The sequence below is a fragment of the Nitratireductor rhodophyticola genome, from assembly GCF_019891355.1.
Classification (GTDB): domain Bacteria; phylum Pseudomonadota; class Alphaproteobacteria; order Rhizobiales; family Rhizobiaceae; genus Nitratireductor; species Nitratireductor rhodophyticola.
In genome coordinates this window covers 1-26,053 of record NZ_JAHSSF010000006.1, presented here as the reverse complement: position 1 = coordinate 26,053, position 26,053 = coordinate 1, and the positions used below count along the sequence as shown (strand labels likewise).

Sequence of the window (26,053 nt, the reverse complement as noted above, 5' to 3'; positions counted from 1 at the left end):
CTGTGATCTCGGCTGAGGAACACGCCCACGCGGAAATCAAGACCTAGGGAGTGAAAGATGAGTTTCTATCACGACCACATTCTGCCGCATCTTATCAATCTTTCGATGCGCAACCGCTATCTTGTACCTTATCGCGAGCGGGTGCTCTCCGCGGCCGAGGGTCGAGTCCTGGAGATCGGAATCGGCTCTGGCTTGAACCTGCCATTTTACGGTCCGAAGGTGCAGGATGTCATGGGCCTCGAGCCTTCTGCCCGGCTCCTCGAGATGGCCCGCAGGGCCGCCGATAGCTCGGCGTTTGAGGTGAACTTCGTCGAGGGATCCGCCGAAGCGATCCCGCTCGACAACCGAAGCGTCGACACCGTCGTGACGACCTGGACGCTGTGCACGGTACCCGCCGCCATGCAGGCACTGCACGACATGCGCCGTGTGCTCAGGCCTGGCGGACAGCTGCTGTTCGTGGAGCACGGCCTCTCGCCCGATGCCGGCGTGCGCATCTGGCAGAACAGACTGACCCCGGTCTGGAAGCGAATCGGCGGCGGCTGCTATCTCAATCGGCCGATCCAGTCTCTGATCGAGATGGCCGGCTTCCGCATGGACCGGATGGAGACCGGATACGCGAAAGGCCCGAAACCAATGGCCTTCATGTACGAAGGCCGCGCCCGACCGTAGCGTGAGTCGGCAGATTGAGTCCATGAAGCGGCGAGGAAGCCAACGCCATCCTTCCGCTGTTTTGGACTGCAACACAGATACGCCGATACCGCCAGCAGTTCGAGATTTTCAGCGACAAGTTGAAGCGCTTGATCGGCGGATGCCAGCGACCTGTAGACCTCGCCCAGGCGTGCCTTTCGAACGAGTTGCGGCCCCGCTCGATCTTGCGCAGCGCATTAGCAGGGAGCGGGGTCGGATGCTCCAAGTTGCTCATATACTTAGCTATAAATTGGCAAATAACAGAGACGAGCACCAAGGTCATATATGATGTCTTTATAGCTGCCGATGCATGATGGCTTAGGAGTGATCGCGACCACTTCTCCAGTCGGCCTGTCGCGACAAACTCGCGCCTGGCCCGAAGCGGAAGCATTCTGGTCCGCTTAGCTGGTCGATCCGACTTCGGGATCTCTGCGGAAGAGCCTCGATCACTGCCCGGTCCGGTGAGAAGTGAGAGTGTTGGTGTCGATTGGAACCTTGGGTTCGGAGATGGGTTTCGATGACGATGACAAGGTCTGCCATTCAGGCGGAGCATTTTCGACGAGCAACAGGAAAAGCGCGATGCAAGTGCAAGACGTAATGACAAGCAATCCGGCCTGCTGTGGCCCGGATACATCGATGAAAGAGGCAGCCAAGCTCATGGCAGAGCATGATTGCGGCGAACTTCCCGTGGTCGACGACGAGGGTCGACCCATCGGTGTGGTAACGGATCGAGACATGGCTTGTCGCGGTGTCGCCGAAGACAAGAATCCTTCGACGCCGGTACGCGAGGTGATGTCATCTCCGGCCGTGACAGCCACGCCCGACATGGATCTCGATGATTGCTGCAGCACCCTTGAGGAAAATCAGATCAGGCGTGTACCGGTGGTGGACGAAAAAGGTGCCTGCTGCGGCATGGTCTCGCAGGCCGATATAGCGCTGCATGGTTCGGAGCATGAGACGGCCCAGCTTGTCCGAGATGTTTCGAAGCCGAGTTCCGAACCTTCACGGGCAGGCTGCTGCTGAGGCCTCGTTCACGAATACAGTGCGCAAGCTCGGAACGACCGAACGACGGAATCGCAGCTGATCGCGCAGATGAACTTTTGTGATCCTGCTCACAGGTCAGGGTGCCGACGATTGCGCCACCATTCCCATAGCAGCGCGCCTGACACTGCGATTGCCGCCAGATTCAGGAAGAAGACATAGTCGATGCGGAACTGCGCGAGTTGCTGCACGGCGCCGGCCTGTGGCTCGGGAATGAGACCAAGAAGCCAGAACAGTGTGTGCATTATGATACCTGCGCCGATGGCCGAAGCGGTGAAGATCGCCCCCAGGTAGGCCGCGAAGCGCCAGCCGTAGTAGGTCGTGTTGATCCGTAGCGACGGGATCACGACAAAGTCGGCATACAAGAAGGCGATGATACCGGCGAACAGAACCCCGTTTTCCCACAGCACCGCGGCGAGCGGACCGTTTCCCATAGAGCCGATGATCGTCAGCAGCGCCAACACCGGTCCGAGGAACGCGTGGACGACAATAAGCAAGACGGGCGTCAGCCCCTGCGGGAAAATCGCCTGAAAGACCGCGTCGGGGACGAGCACGGCAACTGCGCCGGCAACGAGGAACCCGAACAAAAGGTCTTTCCAGACCATGTTCCATTCGCGCACATAGGTCGTGCCAATGCGGCGCCAAGCCTTTCCGCTTGCCAGCTTCTCGCGCCAAGGGCGCGGCAGTCCCTCCGAGGGGTCACCCATTCCCTCCATCGACGACTTGGAAGCGTCTTGCCGGGCACGCTCCACCATCTCTTTTGGATAGGTAAGGCGCACTGCGGCCGCCATCACCAAAACGTGCGCGATGGAGCCAACAACCACGGCCAGCGCAAACTGCCAGCCAAGGAAGATCCAGGCGAGCGCTGCCACTTGGGGCGACAGGTTGGTGGCGCCGAACAGAAAGGCCATCATCGGGATCAGTGCTGCTCCCTTTGCCAGGAGAGCACGTCCGGCCGAGAGCGCCGCGAAAGAACAGGATGAAGATGCTGGCCCTAAAACCATCGCGAGGGAGGTCTCCTTAAGGCCAGGGCGCCCGAGGTGTCTGGCGACCACTTCACGTGGCACCAGCACCTGGATGAGCGACGAAAAGGCATAGCCGAACGCCAGCGCCCAGAACGCCTTCCAGAAAAGGCCAGCGCTGACATAAAGTGACGTGCCGATCTGCTCGATCATAGTGCTTCCTGAGAGGTAGCAGTCGCCGGGTTCCTCACCCAACGTGCGGGATGCTATGCCGTTCCCCCGACTTGTTTTCTACCGCTAGCGCGCTCGCAAGGATCCGCCGAGAGACGGGAGCAGTCGGCGGTCGTGCCCATCCGGAATTGGAACCATGTCGGAACGCGTCGGTTTCATTTAGAATTTAGCCGCGGAACCGTCGCGGGGAAGTAGAGAGTTTCGGAGGTCGAGTCCGGGAATCCGGGCACAGTTCAGCGCCGGCATGCGCTTGGTGATCTGGAACGGCTGGAGATCAGACGGAGAGCGCAACCATGATGATGGAGTGCATGGGTATCGAGGGCGCGGGCTGGATCATGGCCGGCGTAGGCTTATTCTGGATTCTGCTCCTGGCGCTGATCGTTCTCGCGATGGTTGCGCTCGTGAAATATGTGAGAAGCTGAGGCTTATTGTTTGCGCTTTCGGAGGGGAAGGTGAATTCCGAGAAGGACGTGGTGGTCGTCACAGGAAGCAGCGGCTTTATCGGATCGGCACTGATAAAGAAGCTGGCAGGACACTTTACACCGGTCGGATTTGACCGCGACATGCCGCCGCATCCTCCGGCGGAGGCAGAGTGCATCTGCATCGACCTCACCTCCGACAGCAGTATTGAGGCCGCGTTAGAGCGGGTGCGACTCGGCTATGGCAACCGTATCGCCTCAGTAGTCCACCTGGCGGCCTATTTCGACCTGACTGGGGAACGCAATCCGCTATACGAAGAGGTTACCGTGCGCGGGACGGAACGGCTGCTGCGCGGGCTTCAGCAATTCGAGGTGGAGCAGTTCGTCTTCTCGAGCACAATGCTCGTTCATGCTCCGGGCAGGAAGGGAGCGCCGATCGATGAGGACTGGCCGCTCGATGCGAAGCTGCCGTATCGGGAGTCCAAGATACGCACTGAAAAGCTGATCCGGGAGCAGAGGGGAAAAATTCCGGCGGTCATGGTGCGCCCGGCCGGCGTCTATGACGATATTGGCCGCGCGACCTTCCTCTCACACCAGATCGCACGCATCTACGAGCGTCAATATGTCAGCCACTTCTACCCAGGCGATCTCGATACAGGGCAACCATTCCTCCATCTCGACGACCTCACCGCGGCCCTGATCACGATAATTGAGCGCCGGAAAGAGTTGCCGCCGGAAATGGCGCTGCTCCTGGGCGAACCCGATACGCCCACATTCGACGAATTGCAGCGCAAGATTGGTCTCTTGATCCACGACGAGGACTGGGAGACGCGGCACATTCCGAAAGGCCTCGCCCGAACCGGCGCCTGGGTGCAGGGCGAGGTGCTGGATCAGGACCCCTTCATCCGGCCCTGGATGGTCGACATCTCGGACGACCACTACGAAATCAACATCTCGCGCGCAAAGGAGCATCTCGGCTGGGAACCGAAACATTCCCTGCGCGAAACACTGCCCAAAATGATCGCCGCACTGAAGGCCGACCCAGTCGGATGGTACAAGGCGAACAAGCTGAACTCGGCCGCGGTAGCGGCGGAGCAGGTAGAAAACGAATGGAACGAGGCAGAGCAGGAGCCCGAGCAGTTTGGCGCCATGATGAGAAAACACATGCAGCACATGCGCATGATGCATTTCGACATGCTCTGGGTGCACTTCCTCAACATGCTGCTGGGCCTGTGGCTGGCAACGAGCCCGTTCGTCTTCGGTACGTTCGGCGCAGACACCTTCAGTGACGCCGTAATGCGCGTCACGGAAGAGCGTGGGCTCTGGGACCCGTCATTGCGCAATTCTCTCACCGCCTGGAGCGATCTCGCCAGCGGGTTGCTGATTATGGCGTTCTCGGCGCTCTCGCTTTCGCCGCGCTTCAGTTGGGCGCAGTGGGCGAACACGGCGGTGGGCATATGGCTTCTTTTCGCGCCGCTCGTCTTTTGGGCACCGAGTGCCGCCGTCTATGCAAATGACACATTTGTCGGCGCGCTTGTCATCACCTTCGCCATCCTCGTGCCGATGATGCCCGGCATGAGCCACGAGGGCATGATGGACGACTCCGACATGCCACCCGGCTGGAGCTATTGCCCCTCCACATATCTGCAGCGCCTGCCGATCATCGCGCTCGGCGCAATCGGCTTCGTTGTTGCGCGCGTTCTTGCGGCGTACCAGCTCGGCCATATCGAGAGCGTTTGGGAGCCGTTCTTCGCGGGCGAGGGCGGCCGGAACGGCACCGAGTTTATCATCACCTCCGACGTTTCCAGGGCCTGGCCGATCGCCGACGGCGGGCTGGGCGCGACCAGCTATATGTTCGAGATCCTAATGGGGATCATGGGCGGACGAGCGCGCTGGCGCACCATGCCCTGGATGGTGCTTCTGTTCGGCATCGTCGTGGTGCCGCTCGGCGTCGTGTCGATCTATTTCATCATCATCCAGCCGATCATGATCGGCACTTACTGCACGCTGTGCCTGCTGGCGGCGCTCGCCATGCTCATCATGATCCCCTACGCGCTCGACGAGCTCGTGGCGATGGGCCAGTTCCTCGTTCTCAACACCCGCCGCGGCCGGCCGTTCTGGCGCTCCTTCTTCAGGGGCGATGCACTGCCGGGAAGCGGTAAGGACGTGCAAAGGCCCGGCTTTGATATGCCGCTTTGGGAACTGGTCCTTTCGGCGGCGCGCGGCGTGACTGTGCCGTGGACGCTGGTTGGGAGCTCCCTGCTCGGTGCCTGGCTAATGTTCAGCCGAAATGGCGGTGGAGCAGTGGCGGCGTGTGCTCGACGTTAATCTCACGGGTCAGTTCCTCTGCGCCCGGGAAGCCATTCGCTGCTTCGACCAGCAGAAACCCAGCCCCCGTTCAAAAGCGGCAGGCAAAATCATCTGCATGAGCTCCGTGCACCAACTCATTCCCTGGGCAGGGCACGTCAACTATGCAGCCTCCAAAGGCGGACTGATGTTGATGATGAAGACGCTGGCGCAGGAAACAGCGCAAAAGCGCATTCGCGTGAATGGAATTGCTCCGGGCGCGATCAGGACCCCGATCAACCGCGCGGCCTGGAAGACACCTGAGGCGGAAGCAGATCTGCTGAAGCTCATCCCCTACGGGCGCATCGGCGAGCCCGAGGATGTCGCCGAAGCCGCACTTTGGCTTGCGTCAGACCTTTCGGATTATGTCACCGGCGCCACACTCTTTGTAGATGGTGGCATGGCGCTCTATCCGGAATTCCGTGACGCTGGGTGAGGACGGGGCGGTGGCGGCGCGCATAGAAGATTATGCACTGATCGGCGACTGCCGGAGCGCCGCGCTGGTGAGCTGTGAGGGGTCGGTCGACTGGCTTTGCTGGCCCCGTTTTGATTCCGACGCTTGCTTTGCCGCGCTTTTGGGCAGCCCCGCGCACGGACGATGGCTTGTTCGACCGGCGACAGAGACCGCGCGCGTCACGCGCCGCTACCGAGGCCTGACGCTTGTCCTGGAGACGCAATTCGAGACGGACGAGGGAGCCGCCACTCTCATCGACTTCTTGGCGATCGGTCGGGACCATCCCAGGCTGGTCCGAATTGTGAAGGGCAGCCGCGGGCGCGTCGCAATGATGTCTGAACTTGTGATCCGCTTTGGCTACGGTGCCGTTGTGCCTTGGATCACGCACCTGGAAGATGGCAGGCTGCGTGCGATCGCTGGGCCCGATATGGTCACGGTCCAGGGCGGTGGCCCTTCCCTTCACGAGGACCAGAGGACCGCCTCTCGATTCACGATTACTGCCGGCGAGATCGTAGCCTCCGTTTTGAGCTACTCGCCGTCCCATCTGCCACCGCCGGCTCCAATCGATGCCCAGGAACTGCTCGACGAGACTGAAGCCTTTTGGCGGAACTGGGGAGGGCGCTGCCGCTACAAAGGGCCTTGGGAAGACGCGGTCGTCCACTCGCACGTTGTCCTGAAGGCGCTGACTTATGGCCCCACCGGCGGAATCGTGGCTTCTCCGACGACGTCGCTTCCGGAACTGATCGGCGGCCAACGGAACTGGGACTACCGCTTCTGCTGGCTGCGCGACGCGACGTTCACGCTGCTCTCGCTGATGAATGCCGGCTACTACGATGAGGCGAAGGCATGGCGCGACTGGCTCCTGCGTGCGGCCGCCGGTACGCCCACGCGCTTGCAGCCGATGCACGGCGTCGCTGGAGAACGTCGCCTTACCGAATGGGAACTGCCATGGCTGCCCGGATATGAAGAGTCCCGGCCGGTCCGGATCGGCAATGCTGCCCACGGCCAACTCCAGATAGATGTCTTCGGCGAAATCATGGACGCAATGCACCAGGCACGGCGCGGCGGCCTTGAGCCAAGTCACGAAGCATGGGAATTGCAGCGGGCGCTTATTGAGCATCTCGAGACGATCTGGGCCAAGCCCGATGAGGGCATCTGGGAGATTCGCGCCAGGCGACGCCATTTTACCCATTCCAAGGTGATGGCCTGGGTGGCGCTTGACCGCGCGATCCGTAGTGCCGAGCAGTTCCGGCTCGGGGGACCGCTTGAGCGTTGGAGAGCATTGCGCGCGCGGGTCCATGAGGAGGTTTGCCGACGTGGATACAATACCGACTTAGGCGCATTCGTGCAGTGCTACGGAGGCAAGACCCTGGATGCCAGTCTTCTGCTTCTGCCGATTGTCGGCTTTCTTCCGGCGGATGATGACCGGGTACGGGGTACTGTGGAAGCCATCCAGAAGCGTCTCATGGTCGACGGATTGGTTCTCAGGTATGATTCCGCGGTCACACAGGACGGACTGCCGCCAGGGGAAGGAGCGTTCCTCGCCTGCAGCTTTTGGCTTGCCGACAACCTTGTCCTGCTTGGCCGGCAGAAAGAGGCCCGCGCGCTGTTCGAGCGGCTGCTCGACTTGCGCAACGATGTCGGCCTGCTCGCGGAGGAATATGATCCGCGGGCACGCCGGCATCTCGGCAATTTTCCTCATGTCTTCAGTCATGTGGCATTGGCCGATACCGCCCTGAACCTGACCAAGACGGGTCAGCCGGCACGACAGCGATCGCAGGAAGCGGCCGTGTAGGATAGCTCAAACTCGATCGCAGGCGTTTGGAATCATCTAGTCACCGCCTGATTTATCCCACATTCGCCGGCTTTCCAGAAGCGTTGGTCCGCACAGACGAAAGACAACAGAGCTCCCATGTCCTCGGTTGCACCAGATAACCAAAAAAGCACCCGATATACGCGACTGCAGATCGCCACGCATTGGGCGGTTGCGCTGTTGGTCATCGAGCAGTGGTACACTTCCCGGGCTATACCCCGAACGCACAATCCGCTTCTGCCACCATCCAGTACCGACCTGCTTTTGCACGCAGTCCACAACTATGCGGGCCTGCTGATCGGCGCGTTGATGCTCGCGCGGATCGGGCTTCGATTGTTCCAACCTCGTCCTGCGTCATTGCAGATTCAGGGCTGGCTGGAACGACTTTCGCAGGTCATCCATTGGGGGCTTTACATCTCACTGCTCGGACAGGTTGCTGCAGGGTTCGCGGCCGCCTATCTGTGGGCGCCCGCCGGGCGAATCCACATCCTGTTGTGGAACGTCACACTTGTGCTCGCCGGCCTTCATATAGCAGCGGCCGTCTACCATACGGTTCGGTGCGACGGGGTAGTCAAGCGCATGGTCCCCTGGCCTCGCTGACGGAGCAGGGCGGCCGTCGCGGTAAGCAGTAGGCCGGGTTCGCCGCAGCGGGCAAATGTCTGGCGTCATCCGAACGGACTGTGCTCGGTGCCGTATCATGTATGCCAATTCAGTTGGGGTTCGCGGATCAATTCGGCGCCATATATAGAAGGCAATCAGGGTATCGAGCGCCGCGCCGGAAGAGCTGCCAATGGACGAAGCGGCCCTTCCAGAACCGGCGGTCGAAGAAGACGGTGGACCGTGGACGGGAAGACGGATCAGGCAAATATGGCGCAAGGCTTGCCCAATCGCAAAGTTGATGATCCGCAACCGGCGGCAGAGGCTGAAGAAGTGCTGCTGGTCTACGATCGGGAATGTCCGGCCTGCGATGTTTACTGCCGCATGGTGCACATTCAGCCATCCGCAGGCACGCTGCGGATTGTCAATGCGCGTGACCCGAACCCGGTCATGGAGGAGATAACCGAGGCCGGGCTTGATATCGACCAGGGAATGGTCGTCAAGAAGGACGGACGGCTCTATTACGGCAGCGAGGCCATTCACGTTCTCGCCCGCCTCAGTAGCCGGACCGGCGTCTTCAACAGAATAAGCTACTACCTGTTTCGTTCCAGAACGGCGGCGCATTTGCTCTATCCGCCTCTCCGGGCATGCCGGAACCTTCTGCTGAAAGCCTTGGGCAAGGCCAAGATCAACAATTTGGGGATCGAAGGAAACGACCGTTTTTAGAGCTCCAAGAGCTTGTCTTCAAGTGGTTGGCAATGGGATTCGTGGTCGACGTTCAAAGATCAGTTGGGTCCGAGGAAAATTGAAGGTGACCGACAACGGATACGGTCACCATGGGCTCTAGTTGCCTGCGGGCGTACGAGAGTGTTGACCCTTCCCACGGCGGAGAGGTCCAGACAGAACCATATGTGAGCAACTGGCGGGGACGAAAGTACTGCCGGTGGGCATCTTTCGATCAATGCCGAGGGTGCAAGCAGGCCGTCCTACGACCGACGAGCAAGACGACGTGGGTCGCAACAAAGCTCAACCCCGTTCTGTCAGTCAGACCGGGGTTGAGCCGTTCTATGTCATCTTACGTGTCGACGTCTGCTTCTGCTACGGTGATCGGTCCGTGCATGCCGGCTTCGTAATGGCCGGGGACATTGCAGGCAAATTCAAATCGCCCGGTCTTGGAGAAGGTCCAAATCAGTTCTCCCGTCTCACCTGGCTTGAGGAACACGGCGTTGGCGTCGTCATGATCCATCATGCCGGACGACGACGCCATCATCTCCGTCATTTTGGCGCGATGTTCCGCCTGCGTGGCCTGATCGCCGATCGTGAAGTCGTGATTGAGCTCGCCGCCATTCTCGATCACGAAACGGATGGTCTCCCCAGCGCGTACTTGCAAGCTGTCGATCCCGTAGCTCATCCCGTCCGCGGTCAACTCGATGGTACGGTCGACTTCAGCGGCACTGCCCGGTTTACCGAAGCTCACGGTGCCATGCCCGGCATCGGCCCAAGCGACAGATGCATGGGCGAGAAGCGAAGCACTGAATGCGGCGAGAATGGGGAGGCTGTGAATGGAATTTTTCATCATGACAATCTTTATCCTGGGTTTAACGAGTGGATGTCGGTCAAAGCTGGGAGAACAGCTCTGACATGCGTTTCTTTGCCTTGGGAGGGAGCTTGTCTGCGGCGGCCGCGGCCGCATCGAGATTGGCTGGATCGCCGACCACCACAAGAGCGACCATGCCCAAGCCAACATGCGGGGTGCATTTGATGCCGTAGACACCCGGCTCGGTCAGGGTGATCTCCCCATCCTTGTTGAACGGGACATTGATCGGCTCGGCACCGGAGGGAAGCATGCCGCCTATCGAGACCGCATTGTGCCCTTTGTCAGTGGCGGCGATCCTCAGCGTATCGCCGGGTTCGACGCGAACCAATGGCGCGGAATAGACGAACCGCTCATCGCCCTTTTTGTTCAGCATTTCGATAGTCGCCGTTTCCGCCGATGCCGAAGCAACACCAGCCACAGCTGTGGCGGCGGCGAACAACAAGGCTGCTCGCATGCGTTTTGCGCGCATTGCATTCTCCATATTCATTTGTTCGGTTGAATATCGACCGCTCGACAACTGCGTTTTGGACGCGCCGAACGGTCGCTTCTAGAGGCCTGCGTGGATCAGCTCCGCGGCACCGGCGGGTCGATTCCTGGCAAGAAAGGGCGTGGTTCGCGCTCGGCAAGCGACAGAGCAAATCCGCCCGAGTTACCCGCCAGTGCGGAATCCGGGACTGGCTTTAGAGTCAGCAGCGCGTGCGCACAGGAAATTTTCGCCGGACAATGACCAGTGCTTTGTCCCCGCGGATGGCCATTGGCGTCACCCTGTGTTTGGGCAATCGCGACTGCCCCACCCATATGCCCATGTGCGATGGCGGATATCTGGGTTCCGATCAGTCCCAGAACAATCATGAACGTGAAGAGAATCTGCCGCATGCTTGAAGGGGCGCAATTCCTTGGTCATTTCATCATGGTTCGGCTCGCTACCAAACAGCATGAATGTGATAAGAATGTGTAAACTCGATGATTATCGTTTCCACGAGCTTGCGTGTTCTTGTGGCAGGGTTGAATGTCTTCTTAGCTTGCTTCACGCTGCGGAAGGCCGCCGGTGCCTGCGACGGTGCAGGTGCTTTCCGAGCCGATAGGCAAGAAGCACAGCGACGATCGCGAAATAGACGAGCGGCTCTATGGGCCAGGATTTCACCACCAGCAGATAGTGCACGGCCGCCGCCGCGGCTGCCAAATAGACCCAGCGGTGAAGCTTGGTCCAGGCGCTTCCCATGCGCCGCACCATGATGTCGTTCGATGTGGCGGCAAGCGGTACCAGGATAGCCAAGGCCAGCATGCCGAAGGTGATGTAGGGGCGCTTGACGATGTCGGCCGCGATCGCCTGCAGGTCGAGCCGGTAGTCGATCAGCATGTATGTCGCGAAATGCAGAAGGGCATAGTAGAAGGTCAGCAGTCCGAGCGTGCGCCGGTAGCGCAGAAGGCTGATGCCCATGAGGTCGCGCAGCGGCGTCACCGTGAGTGTGGCGATCAGGAAGCGCAGCGTCCAGATGCCGAGTTCCTGTTCCAACGTCCTGATCGGATTTGCGCCGAGCTGGTTGGTGAAGCCCAGATAGAAGACCCATACGGCCGGTGCGAACCCTACCCAGTAGAGCGCGGCGCGCAACAGGCGGAAGCGCAGCGCTTTGGACAATCTTGGCTTCCTCGCGACGTCAGTGATCTGAAGCATCAGTAGAACTTGGTGAGGTCCATGCCGGCGTAAAGCTGAGCCACCTCATCGCCGTAGCCGTTGAACATCAGCGTCGGCTTGCGCTTGGCGAAGAGACCCTGCCCGATCGGCAACTCCGTCGCTTGGCTCCAGCGCGGATGGTCCACCTCCGGATTGACGTTCGAGTAGAAGCCGTATTCGCGCGGGTTTTGCTTGTTCCACGAGGTCGGCGGCTGCCCCTCGGTGAGCGTGATCCTGACGATCGACTTGATGCTCTTGAAGCCATATTTCCACGGTACAACCAGCCGGATCGGCGCGCCATTCTGGTTGGGCAGGGTCTCCCCGTAAAGGCCGACCGCCAGGATGGCGAGCGGATGCATGGCTTCGTCGAGCCTGAGCCCCTCGACATAGGGCCAGTCGAGCACGTTGAAAAACGCCCGCAGGCCCGGCATCTCGTCCGGCCTCACGACAGTTTCGAACGCCAGGAACTTGGCGCTGCCCAGGGGCTCCACGCGGTTGAGCACCTCCGACAGTGGGAACCCGACCCATGGGATGACCATGGACCATCCTTCCACGCAGCGCAGCCTGTAGATGCGCTCCTCCAGCGTCACCGGCTTCAGGAGGTCGTCCAGGTCGAATTCGGCCGGCCGAGAGACGAGGCCGTCCACCTTCACCGTCCACGGTTCCGTGGTGAGGGTGTGGGCGTTTTTCGCCGGGTCTTCCTTGCCGGTGCCGAACTCGTAGTAGTTGTTGTAGTTCGTGATGTGTTCGAGCGCGGTCGGCTCCTCGTCGGTCGACAGCGGGCTGGGCGATGCTTCAAGCTGCGCCGCCTCCGCGCCCCGTGGCGCCATGGCGGCGGAAAGCCCTGCGGCGGCTGCACCCAGCATCAGGCTGCGACGGTTGAGATAGACGCCGCGCGGCGTGATCTCCGACGGACGGATAAGTGGTGCATGCGAAATCAACATCGATGAATCCCTGAGGTAGCGATCCCTAAGGAAGGCTGGTCATATAATAGCATCGGGCCCGCTTCTGGAAATTCATATCTGCACACAATGTCGTGTCTGCGGCCGCGTCTCGTTGGCTCAGACCCGGGCATGAACAGTGTCGCCAATCAAAGAGCAGACCGGAGGCACCATAGGCAGCTCTTCGGGCGAGAAATCTTCTCCTGCTTACCGGGCTCGCACGCTCTCTTGGCAAAATCCCCGATCGACTCGCGTAGCTGCCGGCTTTGACAGCTTGCGCGCGACATGGTTGGAGAGGCAGGGTGCGATCGCCGCACTGACGTACAGCTTCCTTGTTCTCGGCCTTTCAGTTCGGCGACCCGGCCATGATCGGTATCCAGCGCACATAGACGAGCTCGCTCACCAGCTCGATCATCGTCTGCGTGACGACGACGGCCGGAACGAGCGGTACACCGCCCGGCACCGCAAAGGCGAGCGGAAGGATGACGAGCGAGTTGCGCGTGGCGGCGCTGAACGCCACGGCCCGCATAGCGCCAGGGGCAAGGCGGCCGCTGCGCGCGGCGATCCAGCCAAGCACCGGCGCCACGATGGCATAGGCCAGGTAGATCGGCGCCGCGGTCAGCGCCGCGCCCGCGGCCTCTCCGATCTGCGGCATGACGGCGGCCAGAACGAGGAAGAGCACGAGGGCCGTGGCCGGCACCGGCAGCAGGCCGAGGGCAGTCAATGCGCGCTCGCCGGTTGCCGTCCGGGCCGCCACGAGCTGCACGCCCGCCGCAAGCAGCAGCGGCACGGCGATCAGCCACAAGAAGGCGTGGAGGAAGGGCTCCGGGCGGACGAGACCGGAGGCGTCGCTACCGAGCAGCAGGTGCAGATAGAGCGGCAGCAGCGCCATCTGCACGAGCAGGAGCGCCGGCGTCGCCGCCAGCAGAAGCCTGGCGTCGCCACGTCCGAGATGTGTGAACGTCACCACATAGTCGACGCACGGCGTCAGAAGCACGAACAGCACCGCCAGCCGCAGCATCGGCTCGTCGGGCAGCAGCTGCACCAAGAGCGCCGTGGCCGCCGGCATCAGGATGAAGTTCGTCGCAAGCAGCACACCCAGGAAGCGCGTGTTGCGCATCGCCGATCCGAGTTCCGCCAGTGGAACCTGGAGGAAGGTGACGAAGAGCATGAACGCAAGAGCGGGGTTGATCGCTGCCCCAAGCGCGCTGACCCGCGGGACGCCGAGGCCGGCAAGCGCCCCGATGGCGATCGCACCCAGATAGATCGCCACCTGGTGCTCTTCGAGAACCGAGCGAACCTGCTCCACACATGCCTCCATTCTTTCGGCTTCGACTGAGGGCGCTTGATGCTACCGGCGGGCACGACGTCGTCTTGCCGGCCGCCCGGCTTCGCTTGCGGTTCTCGCCTGACCGGACGGTTTGGCAAGGTCTTTCAGTATCGTGCAGTCAGGGCCGGGACCGCCGGCGCAGGCGGTCTCGCAGCTTTCGACAAAGCGCGCGAGGCTCTGTTCCAGCGCTTTAAGCTCGCGCAGCTTGGCGCGCACGGTTGTCAGATGCTCCTGGGCGAGGTCGCGTGCTTCCAGGCAGGAACGGCCAGGTTCCTCAGCGAGCGCCACCAGCGACCGCACCTGTTCGATCGGGAAGCCGAACGCGCGGCAGCGGCGGATCAGGGTTAGCCGCTTGACATCCTCGTCGCCATAGCGGCGCTGTCCCCCGTCCTGGCGATCGGCGCGCGGTATGAGGCCGATCTCCTCGTAGTAGCGGATCGTCGGCGCATTCGTGCCGGTGCGTGTGGCGAGGTCGCCGATCTTCAATGCGGGCATCGCTCGTTTCCTTACAATTTACATTCGCCTCTTGAACCTCAAGTTACTTGAAGACCTACCTTTGCGCCAGTAATCGCCGCGATGCCTCCGACGCGTCACGGCAAAACTGGTGGAGTAAAGAATGGACGGAACAATGTCTGAAGCAGAACCGATCGCCTGCACCCTTGAGGCTGGAGAGTTCGGAAAGCGCCTCGACTGGATTGCAGAGCTTAACCGGGCCGCATTGCTGGACGTGCAGCGGATAGGACAGCGGCTGATCCTGACCTATCGTCGGGAACAGGCGGACCGCGTCCGCGAGATGGTCCGTCGGGAACAGCAATGTTGCGGTTTTCTCGGCTTCGACCTCAGGGAGGACGAGGGCCGTGTGACGCTTGTCATCAAGGCGCCGGAGGGCGCCGCCGATGCCTTGGACGCAAAATTCGAGCCTTTCCTGATGGGCTCACCCCAGAGCAGAGGTTGCGCGTGCGCGGGGACGTCCAACCGGAAGGGAGAAGACAATGGCTGCTGCTGAACCCAACGCAAGGTCCTGGCCGCAAGCCGTCGGGATCGGCCTCCTGGTCTCCATCATCACCGCGGCGATGATGCTTGCGCTGACTGCCGCCGGCCTGTCACCGTTCCCGAAGCCACCTTCGCTCGCCTTCGCGGAGACGATGCTTGGGCGCACTCTGCCCCCGCCGGTTGGGCTCCTGTTTCATACCCTCTATGTGACCTTCTGGTCGGTGATCTTTGTCCGGTACATTCCGCACAGGGACCTGTGGACGGCGCTGGGGCTTGCCGGCGTCCTGTGGCTCGTGATCCTGGTGGTGTTTTTCCCTGTTGTGGGTTGGGGATTTGCCGGCGTCTCCGTCAGCCTCAGGCTGATCCCGGCGTCATTCGTGCCCCATCTTTTGTTCGGACTTCTGCTGTGGGCATTGGACAAGTACCTTCCGGCGTCCCGTTCCGCGCGCTCCGCCGCCGGCTGACCTGGCATCCTGGCCGAGCCAACCTGATTTGAGGCATGCGGTGGCGCGACGGATGGCCCCGTGGGCGAGAGCGGTATCATGTTCGCCACTCAAGTCGCCTTACCAGGACCATCAGCGCCCAGCCCAAACCCATGGCTTCCTTCAATCTCTCAACCCGAAGTCCAAATCCATGAAGTCGCCGGGCACGAACGCAACCTCCGGCGGGCGCCGTCGCGCACGCTCCACTACCGCGTCGGATAGGTCGGTTCCAGTCACGCGGCCATAGGGCAACAATCGGGGACAGAGCCAGCCGGACCCGCAACCGACTTCGAGTATGTCTAAATTCTTGTGTCCGAAGCAAGCCCGCCAGCCGAATACCGGCCGCGCCAAGAACGTGATCCTGTTCACCGCCGACGGCAACGGCGTCGGCACCAATTGCGCCATCCGTCTTTTGCCGGCCAGAAGGCGGGCGGCCTGGGCGATGACTACGTGCTGCCCCAGGAAGCCTTTCCCAATTTGGCGCTCGTGAAGACCTACACGACCAACGGCCAGACGCCCGACTCGGCGCCCACGGCAACCGCCATGAACACCGGGGTCAAGACCAAGAACACGATGATCAATGTCGGCGAAGACGTGAATGTCGGCGACTGCGCGGGCATCACTGGCAATGAGCTGACCACCTTCGCCGAGGTGGCCAGCGCCGCCGGCAAGTCGGTGGGCGTCGTGGCCGCCGCTCGCATCACCCACGCCACGCCCGCTGCAGTCTACGCCAAGACCGTGCATCGCGCCTGCTGCAGATAGTCCGGGTCCATCGTCTCCTCGTTGGTCAAGTCGGGGCGCGAACCGGAATAGGCGCCGTCACTCTGCTCATGCAGGATCGAGCCGGTGGCCGTTCAGATAGCCGGCCACCGTGCAGGGCTTACCGTCGATGCCGTTGTTCAGCGTGTCGAGATGCTTGGTGCCCTCATCATCAATCCCATAGCACAGGCCCGTGACCGCCGAACTGCGTCCACAATAGCCGTTGAAGGCGATCGCATGTTCATGGTCGGCAGTGACGATGATCAGCGTGTCGGCGTCGTCGGTCAGCTCGTCGGCCTCGTCGAGGAGGTCAAGACACTCGGCGGGCAATATGTCTGGGATGACAGGACCTTTGCGAAACTGAACACGGAGGGCAGCAACGCCCCGATCCTCGGCCTGTTCGAGTCCTCGCATATGAATTACGAGCATGACCGTACCGGCGAGCCGTCGCTGGCCGAGATGACCGAGACCGCCATCAAGGCGCTCAAGAACAACGAGAACGGCTATCTCAATGTCGAGGCCGGCCGCGTGGATCATGCGAACCATGACGGCAATCTTCACCGCACGCTCACCGACGGCAGCTGGTCCCGATGACCTCAGAGACCCATTCGGGCGAGGATGTGCTGTTATGGCCAAGGGGCCGTGACTAAACAAACGATCCGTTTTACGATCGCGGCCGCATCGGGTCCCGCTCCCATGATCAACGCCGAAGCGCGATTTCGCTGCCAAGGTCTCCCGACGAAGAACAGATTCGGGATTTCGGATACGCCTTCGGTGTGAACAAATGATCCGTTGGAACCGCCCGCACCTGCGATTTCGACCCAAGAGCTGTCATCGCGAAAGCCGACCGCCCACACGACCGAGACAACCTCCGTCGCCGATCCGTCGGAGAATTGTGCGATGGAGCCGGCGGCACTCATAAGTCGCGGCATGATCCGGACACCGTTGCGCGCCAGGCTGTCGAGATTTCGGTCCCGGTCGGGAAAGGGATCCGCTTTCTGCATGTAGCGCCCCAGGCGCGACTCTTTCGGCGCTTGCATCAAGCCGGACCAGTGCAGCCACCACCAGGCGCTCTTGCCCAGGATGCGTTCGGGAAACAGCTTTCGTGGCTTGCCGACGGAGAGAAATGTGGTGTGGCCTGCGGAAAGCTCAGCTGCGATATCCCTCCCGGTCGCTCCATCGCCAACCACCAGTACAGGCCCGGCCGGAACCTGGGACGGATCCCTGTAGGAATCGCCTGTGAACTGAACAACGTCGGGTGCGAATTGCGATGCGGTTGAAGGGATTATGGGCTTTTGGAATGCGCCTGTGGCAATCACAACATGTGTGGCACGAATTCGTTCCCCGTTCTGCAGTTGCGCCTCGAAACCGCCTGTGGCCTCCTTGACCAGCCGGACGATGCGACTATCGAGGCGGATCGGCAGATCGAAATGGGCAACGTAGGATTGCAGATAATCGGCGAACTCGTCTCGAGAGGGATAGAGCTCCCGGTTTCCGGTGTGAAGCAGTCCAGGCAAGGCGCTGAACTGACGCGGAGTGAACAGCGTGAGCGAAGCGTAGCGATTTCTCCAGCTGTCGCTGACCCGGCCGGCAGCATCGACAATCTGGAACGGCAGCCCAGCTTTTCGGAGGTGGTATCCGGTCGCAAGGCCCGCCTGACCGGCGCCGATGACCAGCACGAATTTCGACATCACTCAAGCACCACGACCTTCGTGCCGACCGGAACTCGCTCAAATAGGTCCTCGACATGCTCGTTCAGCATGCGGATGCATCCGTTGGAGACCGCCTTGCCGATGCTTGACGGTTCGGTCGTGCCGTGAATGCGGTAGAGCGTATCTCTGCCATCCCGGTAGAGATACAGGGCGCGTGAGCCGAGCGGATTTGTCGGTCCGCCTGGAACGCCGTCGGCGTATTTGGCGTATTTCTGCGGATCGCGCCGGATCATGTTCTTGGTCGGCCGCCAGCTCGGCCATTTCGCCTTGCGTCCCACCACTGCGGTGCCGGTGAATGATAGCCCGGCGCGGCCGACGCCGATACCGTAGCGGCGGGCGATTCCTAGCTTTTCGACAAGGTAGAGGAACCGGTTGTTCGGGTCGACCACGAGCGTTCCGACTTCATGTTCAACCGATATGTCGACCAGTTGCGGCAGAAAGCGCGGGTCGAGTGCGACCGGCTTTTTCGCCGGATGCGCATGCGCCGCCCCAGGCACAGCCAAAATTGCCGCGACAGAAAGGACGAATATGCGTCGATCAATCATCTTGCCCCCGCCCATGGTTTCAGAATGGAAAGAGTTCTGCAAAACGGCAGTCATCAATCTTTATGATCATCGTTCGAGGCAGGCGGCGATACATCCGGGATCAGCTTCTCGATCCTGGCCTTCGCGCGCAGTTCGGCGATGATATGCCTTGCTTCCGCCGCCTCGAGGGCCGCCCGAATTCGCGGTGAAACCCCCTCGCAATCAGGTGCCGGGCGCTGGCGGCGTTCTTCGAGCTTCACGGGCGCAAGCAACTGCTCCATCGTGGGTTGGGCAAGGGCTGGGGCTGCGATGCCGGCGATGGCCAGCATCACTGCGCCTGCGATGAATTGGCGACGTATCATTGGATATTCCTTCATGCGATTCGCAGATGATGCATCCTCTAGGGGCTGGAGAGACAAGCGATTGTGCTTAGGCATGAACTCCTGTCCCGTTGCGGACGACTATTGGGGTATTGGCGGGGACCCGTTCATAAAGGTCGATCACGTCCTGATTCAGAAGACGCACGCAACCACTGGAAACCGCCTTGCCGATCGTCCAGTATTCGGGTGTTCCGTGCAGCCTGTAGAGAGTGTCTTTGCCGTTCTGGAAGATGTAGAGCGCCCGCGAACCCAAGGGGTTGTCCAGGCCGGGAGGCATCCCACCGTTTCGCACACTATATTTTTCCAGTTCGGGCTGCCGCTCGATCATCTCGTCCGGCGGCGTCCATTTGGGCCATTTCTGCTTCCAGGCAATGACGCCGTGCCCGGACCATTCGAAGCCGGCCCTTCCCAATCCGACACCGTATCGCAGCGCCTTTCCGCCCGGCCGCACGAGGTAGAGGAAGAAGGATCTCGTATCGACGACGATCGTTCCCGGTGTTTCGCCGGTCGGATCATCGACCAGGCGCCGATAGAATTTCGGGTCGACTTTTGACAGATCGACCGCCGGAATCGGGAATTTTTCCTCCGGCATCGCGCGATACATCGAAAGATAGGAGCGATCGATCTCGGGTTCCGCCGGAGCGGAATCCTTCGTCTCGACCGTCGCGCATCCGCCGAGAGCGAGGACGCTCGCGGCAGCGGAGGCTGTCAGGAAGCTCCGGCGGGCTTCGTTGAATTGCATGTTTTTGCTCAAGACGACACTCTTTGAAAAAATGTTTGGGAATAGCGGGACCTTTTCGGGAGAGCCCGACACGCGCCGGCGGGACGATCTCTCGATCCGCCAAAGCGTATTCTGTCGCCGCCGGGGGACTACTCGGGCAGCAGACATGCGCCGTTGCGGCAGTTCCTAGAGACGGCGGGAGGCTCTGCGTTCTGAGGCGTTGTTTTCCTGGGGCGGTGGTACCGAGACCAAAATGGGCAACGAAACCAATCGTGCGAGCGCAGGGTGGGGCGCTTCATTCATGGCCCCGCAGAGGCGCATCTGCATGGTGGGGGCAAGCCATCCGCAGTGATCCTGGTATGGCGAAACATGCTGACTGGGCTGCACACCGTCGTCTTCAGTGCTGCCCCCTTCTGCAGGGTCGCTGAGACTGCACACGCTTTGAGCAGTGGTTTGTGCGGCCTGGAAATCGGTCGTGATCTCGAAGTCGGATACCATGCCCACGCCCGATGTCGCGGCGACCGCCCAGGTTGCCGCGTGGACGGAAAGCGCAAGTGCCAGCAGTATCGCAACGACGGCTCGGACCATGATATCGAATTAAAGCAGCAGCATGGTTAAACAAAGCTGAATCTACGCCGAAAGCAGGTGCTCTTGAAGGATTGAGTTTGTTGTGAGGGCAGGGTTGAACCTCTAGCGGGATGAGGGTCAATCTTCCCGTGAAGTGATTCCAGCAACAGGGAGTACTTTGTTGACCGAACCGCTGCGCGCGCGCTTGCGTTCCATTGATGCCCTGCGTGGTTTGGCAATTGCCGGCGTCGTTCTGTTCCATATTGGTTGGGATCTCGATTTTTCAGGCCTCTTGCCAGGGAACCTGTCACGCCATCCGGCCTGGCTGCTGTTCGGTCGCTCGCTCGCCGGAACATTCATGGTTCTAGTGGGCGTGAGCCTTGCATTGGCGCACGGAAGCCGGATCCGATGGCGTCCGTTCTTCAATCGGCTTTGGGTTATCGTGGCGGCCGCGGTGGCCATCTCGGCAGCTACGCGGCTGGTATTTCCTGAAGCCTTCATCTATTTCGGGATATTGCATGCCATAGCAGCCGCGAGCTTGATCGGCGTCTTCTTTGTCCCGCTTCCCGCACTGACGAGTTTCGGCGCGGGCGCCGCGATGCTGATCTTCCCTTCACTTTTTTCGGATTCGCTTTTCGACGCACGCTGGCTTGCGTGGATCGGTTTTGCGGAAACCCCGCCCATCAGCAATGACTACGTGCCGATCTTTCCATGGGCTGGTCTCACGCTTATGGGCCTGGGCCTTACAAAGGCCGGCATCGCGCGCGGATACGACACCTGGTTTCTGAAGCACGAGCCCGCAGGTCCGACGGTGATGGCGCTCGGCTGGTTGGGACGGCACAGCCTGATGATCTATCTGCTGCACCAACCGATTTTGCTTGCGCTGATCTTGCCGACGGCATGGCTTGTGAAATGACGCAGCAGTGTCGTTCGCTATTCTCCCTCGACATGGGTATCGGCGAGCGCTGCCTCGGGCCGGCTTACCGGGACGGAACTCACCGACGTCCTCTTTGACAACGCCTCCGGACCAATTCGCCCAAGCAACTCGCGGAAATAGGGGTGCATGCCACCATCCACGTAGGCGTGCGCTGAGAGCGTGGTGCTTGCCGACAGCAATTGCTCCATCGCAAGCCAATCCGCTTCGGCACGCGATGCCACTGCTGGGTTCTTAGCTGTCACCGTGGGTGGACAAGCCGCAAGAGGATCTGCCGGTTCGCCGTCCTTGAACCGTGCATCGAAGACGTACCGCCCGCCGCAATACGACACCTTCGGCGGGCGTCGGGTCACCTCGAAAATATCGTAACCGCCCTTCAGATTCATCCAGAATTCGAAATTGGGATCGCCGCGGTTCTTCGCCATGTTCTCAGGGGTCATCCGGAACGGGAACGCCTGAACCTGAATGACCCTTTGTCCGCCCTCCAAAGCTTCGCGCGCGACAGCATAGATTTCCGCCACCCCCTCGTCGGTCAAGGCATAGCAACCCGACGATGAACAGGCGCCATGCACCATCAGCGCATCACCGGTATAGCCAAGCGCGTCCTCGAGCCTGTTTGGATAGCCGAGATTGAACGAGAGATAGTATTGGGAATTCGGATTAAGCATGCCGGCGGAAACGTGGTAGAAGCCCTCCGGCGCCTGCCTATCGCCTTCACGCGTTTTGGGTCCGAGCTTTCCCGACCATCGACACATCGGATAGGTCTTCAACAGCGCGTAGCGGCCGGTCTGGTCGCGTTTCCAAATCTCGAGTTCGCTCTCCTGCTTGAAGATGCGAACGAGGATTGGGTCCGTCGGCGACATTCCCTTCCCACCCATCTCGTTAACCAGCCTGGTGGGAATTGGTTGCGCGGCCTTTTTGTCGACATTGAGAACGGATGAGACGCATCCCGATACCAGCGCTGCCAGTAAGGCAAGCGAGACGAGTCTGAGCAGCATCGAGATCAAGATAACCCCTTCCTGTTTGCAGCATCACGAAGGACCAGCACTTTGCAGCGTGAACTGTCCCCCGCTCCTGATAGCAACATATCTATTGTTCGTCAGCATGATTAACGGACGATTGACGGAGCGGCTTGCACCTCAACCCGCTGGAGGTTTTACGGTGGCCGCCGCTAACCACAAATCCGCAGATCGAGAAAAAACGGCACTGATAGTGTCCATGCGCATACGGCCCAGCCACTCCAGGTTCCAGCCACGGCTTCGACAGGATTCTTTGGCGGGCGAGCCACCACACTGCAAAGCTAATGATCATGAAGAGAAAGACCAGTATGACGCTCATCGTATCATCTCCTTTCAAGGCCGATGATTTCGAGGGGTGGCGCCGCGCAGGATTTCATCGCCGGCGACGAAGCCCGGCGTGCCGTTGATCCGCCGCGCTTGGGCGAGCTTGAGATTGCCCTCGATCTCGGCGTCGATCGCGGGATCCTGCGTGTTGGCTTAGAGCTGTTCGACATCATGGACAGACACTTTGGCGCCGGCCATGAGCCAAGCCTCGTCGACAGATCCCGCGACCTGCATCAACGCCTTGCGGAACGACGGATCGTAACCGCCGCGAGTTGCCCACCTTGACGGATAAGTTCCGGATGCGTTGACGGCCGCCATAGAGGTGGGACTTGCGCCAGCATGCGCAGTGAAAGGATACCCCAAACGTTGAGCATCGCGATGTAACGCAAACTTGAACGGCTTTCGTTCGGCACTCGGTCACGGCCTCCTTGATCTGGACCTCAAATGATGCACCTTCCCCTTATGTTCATACTGGCGTCCAAAATCCTCCTTGCTGTTCTTGCCTCCTTATTTGGGATGTACGCTCTGCTGTCAGTCGCGTGCTACCTTTCCGAACATAGCGGCCTGGTCATGCTGCATATGTACTCCACGCCGATTATCCTGTCCGGTGCGCTTGGAGTGATCCTGATCCTTACGCGTAACGTGCCGGCAAATCCAAGAGGACAGTGAGCAGGAGACCATTAATTGAACCGTGGCCCGACTTGGCCGGGTGGAAGCTCGGTGTCTTCTCCCGCCAGATCGTCCAGGATCGGACAATCCGGGCGTTCATCACCCTCACAATGGTCAATGAGGTGCTTTAGTGTCCGCTTCATAGCCTTGAGTTTCGCCAGCTTCTCATCGAGAACGCTGATGTGGGCCCGCGCGAGCGCCTTGACGTCCATACTCGTGCGGCTGTCGTCCTGCCACAACCCCAAGAGCCGGCGGATATCTTCCATCGAAAACCCCAGTTGTCGGGCACGATGGATGAAGCGCAGTGTGTTGACGTCCTTATTGGTGTAGAGGCGATAGCCTGCCTCGGTGCGTCCGGCAGCGGGAATATCCATTCTACCTGCTCAACGGACGCCTGCCCACCGCCCCACAAACCTTCAACGCCAAGCCGGGGCAGCGGGCCCGGTTCCGGATTATCAACGCTGCCGGCGCCACGGTTTTCCGCATTGCCTTGGGTGGGCACCGGCTCACCGTGACGCACAGCGACGGCTTCCCGATGCGGCCCGTGGACGTGGACACTCTGCTGATCTCCTCGGGCGAGCGCTACGACCTGATGGTCACGCTGGACGACGGCGTCTTCCCGCTGGTTGCCGTGGCGGAAGGCAGATTGGCACAGGCGATGGGCGTCGTACGCACCGGTAGGGGTGCCGCCCCTCCGCCGGATGCCGCGCCGCGCGAGCTCGCTGGCCGGGTTCTGGCGCTCACCGACATGGCGGCGACGGCCCCGGTGCGCGTGTCCGCACGGGATCCGGACGTGACCCACTTGGTCTACCTCACGGGCGATATGGAAGAGTTTGCATGGCGCATCAACGCCGAGACCTACCACCCGCACGCGCCCTTCGACGGGATCACGCCGCTCGAGGTCCGCTACGGACAGCGCGTACGCTTGGCGCTGATTAACCAGACACCGATGTATCACCCGGTGCATCTGCACGGGCACAGCTTCGCGATCCGCTCTGTCGCCGCCAATTATGGCAGGGGTCCGCCGGTCGCGAACATCAAACACGGCGCAATCAAGGACACCCTCCTCGTCCCGCCCGGTCAACGGATCGACGTCGACTTCACCGCCGACAATCCCGGCCAGTGGCTCATTCACTGCCACAACGCTTACCACCTGCCGACCGGGATGGCGACGGTCCTCTCCTACGTCGACTCATCATGATCAGGGAGGCCTTCGCCACGACAAGACCATGGCCCTTCGCCGCAGGATCTGGGAACGCATCGGACGTTCAACGCGCCCGCAATGGCGGCGAAGTTTGAAACGCCGAAAAGGCTCGACACAAGAAGGACCGACGGAATGCCTCATTGACACGCTCGCGCCTGGCACAGCTGGAGCCGGGCGCAACCCTCAACACCAACCAACTATTCGGAGACAACGATGACCATCAAGAAACTTGCGCTTCTTTCTGCTCTGATGTTCGCAGCCAGCCCCGCTCTGGCACACCTCACCCTGGAAACCGCGGAGGCGCCTGCGGGGAGCACCTACAAGGGGGTCATTCGTGTGGGACACGGCTGCGAAGGCGCTCCCACCACTGCCGTCCGCGTGCAGATCCCTGAAGGTGTCGTTGCCGTCAAGCCTATGCCGAAGCCGGGTTGGACGCTCGAGACTTCCGTCGCCGCCTATTCCGAGCCGGTGCAGTACCGTGACCGGACCCTCACCGAAGGCGTTCGCGAGATCACCTGGAGCGGCGGCAGCCTTCCCGATGAATGGTACGACGAGTTCGTCTTCCGTGCCCAATTGCCGGAGGGGCAAGTCGGACAGATCATCTATTTTCCTAGCATCCAGGAGTGCGGTTCAGCTGTCAGCCGATGGATCCAGGTGCCCGCCGCAGGGCAGAGCGTCGAGGATCTCCAGGAGCCTGCGCCCGCCGTCACACTGACGGCTCCGGCCGGGAAATAAGCACCATCTGTCAGGATTGATCGGATGTTCAAGGGCATACGGCTCCTTATCCTGCCGCTCCTCCTGCTCATTGCAGGAGCGGGAGCGGTGCATGCCCATGCCGTCGTGACCGGCGCCGATCCGCCCGACGGTGTGGTTTTGGCGGACGCCCCGCCGGAGGTCATTGTCCGCTTTAACGAGCCGGTGTCGCTCGTGCGGGCTCAGATTCTCGACCCGGCCGGCCGCGATGTCCTCGTGTCGGATGGCACCCGAAGCGACGACGGCGAACTCCGCCTCGGGCTCCCCGCCTCGCTGGTCGAAGGCACCTACACGGTCAGCTACCACGTAATGTCGCTCGACGGACATCCCGTCGCTGGCTCTATGATCTTCAGCTTCGGGAAGATCTCCGGCCAGGTAGCGGGGGAGCAGGCGGCGCGCGCACCGGGGGAGCAGGCGGCGAGTGAACCATCCGTCTGGCGATATGCGTTCCTCGCGATCCGAGTGGCCCTGTATTTCGGGATGTTTGGAGCGGTCGGCGGGGTGGCGCTCCTCCTTGTTGCTAAGCCATCCGATCATCTTCGACACGCAACGCGGCGCATCATCGCTGTGTCGTCCGTCACCGGCGTCACCGCCGCGTTGATCGGGCTCGGTCTGCAGGGCGGCATGCTGCTAGGAGGCCCTCCCGGCTTCCTGCTCGATGCAGAGACCTGGTTGATCGGAGCCAAGTCGCCCTTCGGACGAACGGCGATCTCCGCAATCATGGGCTTCGCCCTGATCTGGATTGCCGTCCGGACTGCCCGATCGGCAATAACGCTGAGCATTTCCGCGGTAGGCTCGATCTTGGTCCTGGCGAGCTTTGCGCTCAGTGGACACGTTGTTACTGCGGGGCCGCCCAAGCTGACGGTTCCGCCTCTTCTGCTGCACGTCGCCATTGCCGCATTCTGGGTCGGCTCGCTGC

General features: G+C 61.0%; 33 protein-coding genes. 17 read left to right on the top strand and 16 right to left on the bottom strand.

Annotation, left to right across the window (positions count from 1 at the left end):
- Positions 1–57 precede the first annotated feature (57 nt).
- Positions 58–669 (top strand): class I SAM-dependent methyltransferase, encoded by a 612-nt coding sequence (locus tag KUG85_RS19970; RefSeq protein WP_223006635.1) that lies wholly within the window; start codon positions 58–60, stop codon positions 667–669.
- A gap of 498 nt (positions 670–1,167) precedes the next feature.
- Complete coding sequence (locus KUG85_RS19965) at positions 1,168–1,710, top strand: CBS domain-containing protein (RefSeq protein WP_255606512.1); 543 nt, start codon at positions 1,168–1,170, stop codon at positions 1,708–1,710.
- 89 nt (positions 1,711–1,799) lie between these two features.
- On the opposite strand, the gene KUG85_RS19960 is transcribed toward KUG85_RS19965, so the two are convergent.
- The gene (locus tag KUG85_RS19960; protein ID WP_223006634.1) at positions 1,800–2,903 is read right to left on the bottom strand and encodes a permease; all 1,104 of its coding nucleotides are present in this window, start codon (positions 2,901–2,903) and stop codon (positions 1,800–1,802) included.
- Between the two features lie 311 nt (positions 2,904–3,214).
- Here KUG85_RS19960 and KUG85_RS21150 point away from each other — a divergent pair, with 311 nt between their 5' ends.
- The 6 genes from KUG85_RS21150 to KUG85_RS19935 all read left to right on the top strand — a co-directional run bounded on the left by KUG85_RS21150 (position 3,215) and on the right by KUG85_RS19935 (position 9,276).
- Positions 3,215–3,343 carry a hypothetical protein gene (locus KUG85_RS21150; RefSeq protein ID WP_255606511.1) on the top strand — a complete coding sequence of 43 codons (129 nt, stop codon included), beginning with the start codon at positions 3,215–3,217 and terminating at the stop codon, positions 3,341–3,343.
- 30 nt (positions 3,344–3,373) lie between these two features.
- Positions 3,374–5,668 carry an NAD-dependent epimerase/dehydratase family protein gene (locus tag KUG85_RS19955; RefSeq protein ID WP_223006633.1) on the top strand — a complete coding sequence of 765 codons (2,295 nt, stop codon included), beginning with the start codon at positions 3,374–3,376 and terminating at the stop codon, positions 5,666–5,668.
- Positions 5,631–6,122 (top strand): SDR family oxidoreductase, encoded by a 492-nt coding sequence (locus tag KUG85_RS19950; protein WP_223006632.1) that lies wholly within the window; start codon positions 5,631–5,633, stop codon positions 6,120–6,122. The genes KUG85_RS19955 and KUG85_RS19950 overlap by 38 nt, the downstream gene beginning before the upstream one ends.
- Entirely contained in the window at positions 6,079–7,935 is a 1,857-nt protein-coding gene (locus KUG85_RS19945) for a glycoside hydrolase family 15 protein (protein WP_255606510.1), read from the top strand. Before KUG85_RS19950 ends, KUG85_RS19945 begins: the two co-directional genes overlap by 44 nt.
- A gap of 117 nt (positions 7,936–8,052) precedes the next feature.
- Positions 8,053–8,553: a cytochrome b gene (locus KUG85_RS19940; protein ID WP_255606509.1), complete on the top strand. Its 501-nt coding sequence runs from the start codon at positions 8,053–8,055 to the stop codon at positions 8,551–8,553.
- Positions 8,554–8,793: 240 nt separating this feature from the next.
- Entirely contained in the window at positions 8,794–9,276 is a 483-nt protein-coding gene (locus KUG85_RS19935) for a DCC1-like thiol-disulfide oxidoreductase family protein (RefSeq protein ID WP_223006631.1), read from the top strand.
- A gap of 349 nt (positions 9,277–9,625) precedes the next feature.
- Here the strand turns inward: KUG85_RS19935 and KUG85_RS19930 are convergent, their stop codons facing one another.
- The 7 genes from KUG85_RS19930 to KUG85_RS19900 form a co-directional block, all read right to left on the bottom strand.
- Entirely contained in the window at positions 9,626–10,129 is a 504-nt protein-coding gene (locus KUG85_RS19930; protein ID WP_255606508.1) for a cupredoxin domain-containing protein, read from the bottom strand.
- A 37-nt stretch (positions 10,130–10,166) separates the two neighbouring features.
- Positions 10,167–10,616: a pseudoazurin gene (locus KUG85_RS19925; RefSeq protein ID WP_223006630.1), complete on the bottom strand. Its 450-nt coding sequence runs from the start codon at positions 10,614–10,616 to the stop codon at positions 10,167–10,169.
- Positions 10,617–10,711: 95 nt separating this feature from the next.
- Positions 10,712–11,023 (bottom strand): hypothetical protein, encoded by a 312-nt coding sequence (locus KUG85_RS19920; RefSeq protein WP_223006629.1) that lies wholly within the window; start codon positions 11,021–11,023, stop codon positions 10,712–10,714.
- 151 nt (positions 11,024–11,174) lie between these two features.
- Complete coding sequence (gene msrQ, locus KUG85_RS19915) at positions 11,175–11,786, bottom strand: protein-methionine-sulfoxide reductase heme-binding subunit MsrQ (RefSeq protein ID WP_255606507.1); 612 nt, start codon at positions 11,784–11,786, stop codon at positions 11,175–11,177.
- Positions 11,787–11,821: 35 nt separating this feature from the next.
- Entirely contained in the window at positions 11,822–12,766 is a 945-nt protein-coding gene (gene msrP / locus KUG85_RS19910) for a protein-methionine-sulfoxide reductase catalytic subunit MsrP (RefSeq protein ID WP_223006627.1), read from the bottom strand.
- Positions 12,767–13,109: 343 nt separating this feature from the next.
- Positions 13,110–14,072, bottom strand: coding sequence for an arsenic resistance protein (locus KUG85_RS19905; RefSeq protein ID WP_255606506.1), 963 nt, complete (start codon positions 14,070–14,072; stop codon positions 13,110–13,112).
- A gap of 42 nt (positions 14,073–14,114) precedes the next feature.
- A complete protein-coding gene (locus tag KUG85_RS19900) occupies positions 14,115–14,588 on the bottom strand; it encodes a MerR family transcriptional regulator (RefSeq protein ID WP_223006625.1) in 474 nt (157 codons plus the stop codon).
- Positions 14,589–14,721: 133 nt separating this feature from the next.
- Between KUG85_RS19900 and KUG85_RS19895 the strand changes: the two genes are divergently transcribed.
- The gene (locus KUG85_RS19895) at positions 14,722–15,099 is read left to right on the top strand and encodes a hypothetical protein (RefSeq protein WP_255606505.1); all 378 of its coding nucleotides are present in this window, start codon (positions 14,722–14,724) and stop codon (positions 15,097–15,099) included.
- Complete coding sequence (locus KUG85_RS19890) at positions 15,086–15,550, top strand: hypothetical protein (RefSeq protein WP_223006623.1); 465 nt, start codon at positions 15,086–15,088, stop codon at positions 15,548–15,550. Before KUG85_RS19895 ends, KUG85_RS19890 begins: the two co-directional genes overlap by 14 nt.
- 141 nt (positions 15,551–15,691) lie before the next feature.
- On the opposite strand, the gene KUG85_RS19885 is transcribed toward KUG85_RS19890, so the two are convergent.
- On the bottom strand, positions 15,692–15,973 hold the full coding sequence (locus KUG85_RS19885) for a class I SAM-dependent methyltransferase (protein WP_223006622.1): 282 nt from the start codon (positions 15,971–15,973) through the stop codon (positions 15,692–15,694).
- On the opposite strand from KUG85_RS19885, the gene KUG85_RS19880 reads away from it, so the two are divergent.
- Complete coding sequence (locus KUG85_RS19880) at positions 15,878–16,330, top strand: alkaline phosphatase (RefSeq protein ID WP_255606504.1); 453 nt, start codon at positions 15,878–15,880, stop codon at positions 16,328–16,330. The two genes, KUG85_RS19885 and KUG85_RS19880, sit on opposite strands and share 96 nt — an antisense overlap.
- A 66-nt stretch (positions 16,331–16,396) precedes the next feature.
- On the opposite strand, the gene KUG85_RS21145 is transcribed toward KUG85_RS19880, so the two are convergent.
- Positions 16,397–16,657, bottom strand: a complete 261-nt coding sequence (locus tag KUG85_RS21145) for an alkaline phosphatase (protein WP_255606503.1) — start codon at positions 16,655–16,657, stop codon at positions 16,397–16,399.
- Between KUG85_RS21145 and KUG85_RS19875 the strand changes: the two genes are divergently transcribed.
- A complete protein-coding gene (locus KUG85_RS19875; protein ID WP_322098571.1) occupies positions 16,565–16,921 on the top strand; it encodes an alkaline phosphatase in 357 nt (118 codons plus the stop codon). The two genes, KUG85_RS21145 and KUG85_RS19875, sit on opposite strands and share 93 nt — an antisense overlap.
- A gap of 32 nt (positions 16,922–16,953) precedes the next feature.
- Here KUG85_RS19875 and KUG85_RS19870 read toward each other — a convergent pair whose 3' ends face one another.
- Genes KUG85_RS19870 through KUG85_RS19855 form a run of 4 tightly spaced genes read right to left on the bottom strand, consistent with a single transcriptional unit; the run spans position 16,954 to position 19,685 of the window.
- Complete coding sequence (locus tag KUG85_RS19870) at positions 16,954–18,018, bottom strand: flavin-containing monooxygenase (RefSeq protein ID WP_223006620.1); 1,065 nt, start codon at positions 18,016–18,018, stop codon at positions 16,954–16,956.
- Positions 18,018–18,584, bottom strand: a complete 567-nt coding sequence (locus KUG85_RS19865; protein ID WP_223006619.1) for a L,D-transpeptidase — start codon at positions 18,582–18,584, stop codon at positions 18,018–18,020. The genes KUG85_RS19870 and KUG85_RS19865 overlap by 1 nt, the downstream gene beginning before the upstream one ends.
- A 53-nt stretch (positions 18,585–18,637) precedes the next feature.
- Positions 18,638–18,940: a hypothetical protein gene (locus tag KUG85_RS19860; RefSeq protein WP_223006618.1), complete on the bottom strand. Its 303-nt coding sequence runs from the start codon at positions 18,938–18,940 to the stop codon at positions 18,638–18,640.
- Between the two features lie 52 nt (positions 18,941–18,992).
- Positions 18,993–19,685 carry a L,D-transpeptidase gene (locus KUG85_RS19855; protein ID WP_255606529.1) on the bottom strand — a complete coding sequence of 231 codons (693 nt, stop codon included), beginning with the start codon at positions 19,683–19,685 and terminating at the stop codon, positions 18,993–18,995.
- 727 nt (positions 19,686–20,412) lie between these two features.
- Here KUG85_RS19855 and KUG85_RS19850 point away from each other — a divergent pair.
- Positions 20,413–21,147, top strand: coding sequence for a DUF1624 domain-containing protein (locus KUG85_RS19850; RefSeq protein WP_255606501.1), 735 nt, complete (start codon positions 20,413–20,415; stop codon positions 21,145–21,147).
- Between the two features lie 17 nt (positions 21,148–21,164).
- On the opposite strand, the gene KUG85_RS19845 is transcribed toward KUG85_RS19850, so the two are convergent.
- Entirely contained in the window at positions 21,165–22,163 is a 999-nt protein-coding gene (locus KUG85_RS19845) for a L,D-transpeptidase family protein (protein ID WP_223006617.1), read from the bottom strand.
- 363 nt (positions 22,164–22,526) lie between these two features.
- Between KUG85_RS19845 and KUG85_RS19840 the strand changes: the two genes are divergently transcribed.
- Positions 22,527–22,793: a hypothetical protein gene (locus tag KUG85_RS19840; protein WP_223006616.1), complete on the top strand. Its 267-nt coding sequence runs from the start codon at positions 22,527–22,529 to the stop codon at positions 22,791–22,793.
- Between the two features lie 395 nt (positions 22,794–23,188).
- On the opposite strand, the gene KUG85_RS19835 is transcribed toward KUG85_RS19840, so the two are convergent.
- The gene (locus KUG85_RS19835; protein ID WP_223006615.1) at positions 23,189–23,551 is read right to left on the bottom strand and encodes a MerR family DNA-binding protein; all 363 of its coding nucleotides are present in this window, start codon (positions 23,549–23,551) and stop codon (positions 23,189–23,191) included.
- Here KUG85_RS19835 and KUG85_RS19830 point away from each other — a divergent pair.
- The 3 genes from KUG85_RS19830 to KUG85_RS19820 form a co-directional block, all read left to right on the top strand.
- A complete protein-coding gene (locus KUG85_RS19830; RefSeq protein WP_322098575.1) occupies positions 23,518–24,378 on the top strand; it encodes a multicopper oxidase family protein in 861 nt (286 codons plus the stop codon). The two genes, KUG85_RS19835 and KUG85_RS19830, sit on opposite strands and share 34 nt — an antisense overlap.
- 216 nt (positions 24,379–24,594) lie before the next feature.
- Entirely contained in the window at positions 24,595–25,116 is a 522-nt protein-coding gene (locus tag KUG85_RS19825) for a YcnI family copper-binding membrane protein (protein ID WP_223006613.1), read from the top strand.
- Positions 25,117–25,140: 24 nt separating this feature from the next.
- Positions 25,141–26,053, top strand: a 913-nt coding sequence (locus KUG85_RS19820) for a copper resistance CopC/CopD family protein (RefSeq protein WP_223006612.1), incomplete at its 3' end; no start/stop codon positions are given.